This window comes from uncultured Microbacterium sp., from assembly GCF_963521695.1.
Classification (GTDB): Bacteria; Actinomycetota; Actinomycetes; order Actinomycetales; family Microbacteriaceae; genus Microbacterium.
In genome coordinates this window covers 1-4,490 of record NZ_CAUQWC010000253.1, presented here as the reverse complement: position 1 = coordinate 4,490, position 4,490 = coordinate 1, and the positions used below count along the sequence as shown (strand labels likewise).

General features: G+C 71.1%; 5 protein-coding genes. 4 read left to right on the top strand and 1 reads right to left on the bottom strand.

All coding sequences use genetic code 11. The features are described 5' to 3' along the window. The 4 genes from RWP81_RS14605 to RWP81_RS14590 all read left to right on the top strand — a co-directional run. Window positions 1-570: hypothetical protein (locus RWP81_RS14605; RefSeq protein ID WP_314457295.1), on the top strand; the 570-nt coding region annotated here is incomplete at its 5' end. Window positions 571-624: 54 nt separating this feature from the next. Then, window positions 625-1,434: a transglutaminase family protein gene (locus RWP81_RS14600; RefSeq protein WP_314457293.1), complete on the top strand. Its 810-nt coding sequence runs from the start codon at window positions 625-627 to the stop codon at window positions 1,432-1,434. A 267-nt stretch (window positions 1,435-1,701) separates the two neighbouring features. Further along, the gene (argS, locus tag RWP81_RS14595; RefSeq protein ID WP_314457292.1) at window positions 1,702-3,366 is read left to right on the top strand and encodes an arginine--tRNA ligase; all 1,665 of its coding nucleotides are present in this window, start codon (window positions 1,702-1,704) and stop codon (window positions 3,364-3,366) included. A 2-nt stretch (window positions 3,367-3,368) separates the two neighbouring features. After that, window positions 3,369-4,151 carry a DUF2993 domain-containing protein gene (locus RWP81_RS14590; RefSeq protein WP_314457290.1) on the top strand — a complete coding sequence of 261 codons (783 nt, stop codon included), beginning with the start codon at window positions 3,369-3,371 and terminating at the stop codon, window positions 4,149-4,151. An 18-nt stretch (window positions 4,152-4,169) separates the two neighbouring features. Here RWP81_RS14590 and RWP81_RS14585 read toward each other — a convergent pair. Then, window positions 4,170-4,490, bottom strand: a 321-nt coding sequence (locus RWP81_RS14585) for a hypothetical protein (RefSeq protein ID WP_314457288.1), incomplete at its 5' end; no start/stop codon positions are given.

The window sequence follows — 4,490 nt, the reverse complement described above, 5'->3', positions numbered from 1 at the left end:
CCCGTGACCCGTCGCGCCGCACCGGCGGCCGCGCTTCTGCTCGCCGCCGGTATCGCGCTCGCCGCGTGCACGCCGCCGGACGCTGCGCCCTCCGCGTGGCAGCAGTCGGTGCAGACCGTCGCCGAGCTGGCCTCTGCCGGCGACTACGCCTCGGCGCTGGCGAGCCTCGACGCCCTCGAGGCCGACGTCATCGCGCAGCGCGACGCGGGCGAGATCACCGCGGCGGAGGCTGACGGCATCCTGGCCCGCATCGCCACCGTGCGGGCAGACCTCACGTCACTCGCACCGGCGCCATCATCGTCGCCGGTGCCGGAGGAGACCGGCGAGCCCGAACCGAGCGAGACGACCGCGCCGGAACCGACCGACAGCGCCGAACCGGAACCCACCGAGACCGCCGAGCCGACGGCGGAACCGACGCCCGAAGAGCCGGAGAACGGCGTCGGGGATGACGACCGATCCCCGCCGAACGGCGGCGACGACGAGGGGCCTGGAAACGGCGGCCCCGGCGGCAACGACGACAAGAAGCCGAGTCAGGGAGCGTCTCCCGGAGCGGGTGAGAAAGACGGGTGACCCGATTCGTCCGCGGTGGTCCGAGGGCCTTCGACCGCGTGCGAGGATTGCCCGGTGCCGCGCCGTGTGACCGCCGAACTCGACCTCGATCTGGGGGCGTCCGTCGACCTCATCTTCCAGATCACCGCGGCCCAGGGCGTACCGGTCGCCGACGAGACACTGACGTTCTCTCAGGGCGATCGCGTCTATACCCCGACCGAGATCGTCGACCAGTCGGGCAGTCGTCTGCACCGTCTCACGGGGGAGCAGGGGCCGCTGTCGGTGCGCTACGACGCCGTGGTCTCGGGACCGGCGCAGGGTCCTCGATCGAGCGACCTCGAGACCATCACCTACCTGCGCCCGAGTCGGTACTGCCAGTCCGATGAGGTGTTCGCTCAGGCGCGGCGGCAGTTCCGTGGCCTCGGCGGAGAGGAACTGCTGGCCGCGGTGTCGGGTTTCGTCGCCTCCACCGTCACCTACACCCCCGGACTCAGCTTCGGCACCGACAGTGCGGTGACCACCTTGATGACCGGGCAGGGCGTCTGCCGCGACTACGCGCACGTGGTCATCGCCCTGCTCCGTGCGATGGACATGCCCGCCCGTTACGCCGCGTGTTACGCGCCGGGCCTCGAGCCCATGGACTTCCACGCCGTGGCCGAGGCCTACATCGACGGGGCCTGGTATGTCGTCGACGCCACGCGACTCGCCGACCGCCGTTCGCTGGTGCGCATCGCGACGGGTCGCGACGCCGCCGACTGCGCCTTCCTCAGCTACCACGGCGGCTACGTCGGGCTCGAGCGCATGCATGTCGACGCGGTGCTCGATGGCGACACCCCGGATGCCACGACCCCCGACGACCACGAGGCCCTGGTGCAGATCGGCTGACGCGGCCGGCGGACGTGGTCCGCATGCAGGAGCGACGCGGCTCGCGCGGATCCGTTGAGCCACGTGAGGCCACTTGCGCCCCATGGCTCATGCATCCTGACGCCGTCGGCTGGCGGCGCCGGCGGACGTGGTCCGGATGCAGGAGCGACGCGGCTCGCGCGGATCCGTTGAGCCACGTGAGGTCACCTCCGCCCCACGGCTCATGCATCCTGACGCCGTCGGCTGACGCGGCGCGCCGCAGGCGTCGCGCCCTAGACTTGACGGGTTATGGATCCCGCTGCCCTCTCCGCCGCCCTGCTCACCGTCATCGCCCCGCTCGCGGAGGCGCGACGAGAGGGGTCCTCGGTGGGGATCACGGCCGCCGACCTGCCGCTCGAGCGGCCGAAGAACCGCGACCACGGCGACTGGGCGTCCAACGCCGCTTTGAAGCTGTCGAAGGTCGTCGGCGCGAATCCGCGCGAGTTCGCCCGCGAGATCGCCGCGGGGCTCGAGGCCATCGACGGCATCGCCAGCGTCGAGGTCGCCGGACCCGGCTTTATCAACATCCGCCTCGACGCGGCGGCCGCCGGCGCCCTGGCCAAGACGATCGTCGACGAGGGGGCGGCGTTCGGCACGAACGAGTCCCGTGCCGACGAGATCATCAACCTCGAATTCGTCAGCGCCAACCCCACCGGCCCGATCCACCTCGGCGGAACCCGGTGGGCCGCGGCGGGTGACGCGCTCGCGCGCATCCTCTCGTCTCAGGGCGCGAAGGTCACCCGCGAGTACTACTTCAATGACCACGGCGCCCAGATCGACCGCTTCGCCCGCAGCCTCGTGGCCGCCCACCAGGGCGACCCGACCCCGGACGACGGCTACGGCGGCGCCTACATCCACGACATCGCCGCGCGCGTCACCGAGCAGTACGACGGCGACATCGACGCCCTCGATCCGGATGCCAAGCAAGAGGCCTTCCGCGAGCTCGGTGTGACCCTCATGTTCGGCGAGATCAAGCAGTCGCTGCACGAGTTCGGCGTCGACTTCGACGTGTACTTCCACGAGAACGACCTGCACGATTCGGGCGCCGTCGACCGGGCCGTCGCGCGCCTGCGCGAGCTCGGCCACATCTTCGAGGCCGACGGCGCGACATGGCTGCGTTCGACCGAGTTCGGCGACGACAAAGACCGCGTCATCATCAAGTCCGATGGGCAGCCCGCCTACATCTCGGGCGACCTCGCGTACTACCTCGACAAGCGCGAGCGCGGCTTCAACCGCTGCATCATCATGCTCGGCGCCGACCACCACGGGTACGTGCAGCGCCTCATGGCGATGTGCGCCGCCTTCGGCGACGAACCGAACGTCAACCTCCAGGTGCTCATCGGCCAGATGGTCAACCTCGTGCGGGACGGGCAGCCGATGCGCATGTCCAAGCGCGCCGGCACCGTGGTGACCCTCGAAGACCTCGTCGAGATCGTCGGGGTGGATGCCGCCCGCTACGCCTTGACGCGCAGTTCGGCCGACTCCAACCTCGACATCGACCTCGACGTGCTGCAGAAGCGCACGAACGACAACCCCGTCTTCTACGTGCAGTACGCCCACGCCCGCACGCACAACGTCGCGCGCAACGCGCACGGCTCCGGGGTCGACCGTTCGGAGTTCGCCCCCGAGCTGCTCGATCACGAGACCGAGTCGGCGCTGCTGGGTGCCCTCCAGGAGTTCCCGCGGATCGTGGCCTTCGCCGCCGAGGTGCGCGAGCCGCACCGCGTCGCGCGCTACCTCGAAGAGCTCGCAGGCCTCTACCACCGCTGGTACGACAACTGTCGCGTCATCCCGCTCGGTGACGCGCCGGTCGAGTCGGTGCACCGCACGCGCCTCTGGCTCAACGACGCGACCGGTCAGGTGCTGCGCAACGGTCTGACCCTGCTCGGCGTGAGCGCTCCGGAACGGATGTGACGATGACCGATGCCACGACACCCCGCCGCCCGTCGGGCCGGAAGACCGGTCGCTGGATCGCGGTGATCGTCGTGGTCGTCGTGCTGCTGGCGGCCGCGGTCGTGGCCGCAGAGTTCATCGCGCGCTCGGTCGTGACCAGCACGGTGCGCTCCCTCGTCGTGTCCAACGTCGGGCTGCCCGACGACCAGGACGTCGACGTGCAGGTGTCCGGCCTCGTTCTGCCGCAGGTGATCGGGGGGCGCCTCGAAGAGGTCGCCGTGGCCTCCGACGACGTCACCCTGGGGCCGATCACCGGAGATGTGCGCGTGGACCTCCGTGGGGTGCCGGTGTCGGCCGGACCGGCCGCCGAGGGGGGAACCGCCTCGGTTCGCCTCGACCAGGAGCAGGTGCGGGCGCTGCTCGCAGAGCTCCCCGACCTCCCCGCCGGCACGATCGGCGTCGCCGCACCGGACGTGACGTTCGAGACGTCGCTGTCGCTGTTCGGCATCGGCATCCCGGTCGGTGTCGCCGTGACGCCCGGCGCGGCCGAGGGCGATCTCACACTGACGCCGTCGTCGTTCCAGGTCGCGGGCAACGAGCTCGACGCCGACACCCTCCGCGGTCAGTTCGGTGGTGTCGCCGACGGCATCCTGCAGACGTCGAGCCTGTGCATCGCCGACCGGCTGCCGGCGGGGCTGACGCTGACGTCCGCGACCGTGCAAGGTCAGGACCTGGTGGCCACGTTCGACATCGCCGGCGCCATCGTCAGTGACCCGGCTCTGCAGGCCGACGGCACCTGCGGCTGATCGCAGCGTCGCTGTCGTTCATTCGGTGACCGTGAGCAGTCCCGCCTCGACGAGCTGGCTCAAGGCGTCGTCCACCGCGCGGGCCTCCTCGTCGTGGGGCGCACCGCCGGTCACCGCGTTCAGCAGGTCGTCACGGGTGGAGTCCTCTGCGGCCGACCACAGCGCGGGGGCGGCACCGGCGAGGATGCGGAGCGTGCCCCGGCCGTCGGACTCCGCCGACAGAAGCGCGAGTCGGTCGTCGGGCAGCGCGCAGGAGTCGATGACGGCGCCGCGACGGTAGCGTCGGCCCACCCCGTCCGCCGACCCGGGGGCGGTCGCCGCAACGGCAGCGTGGGACGG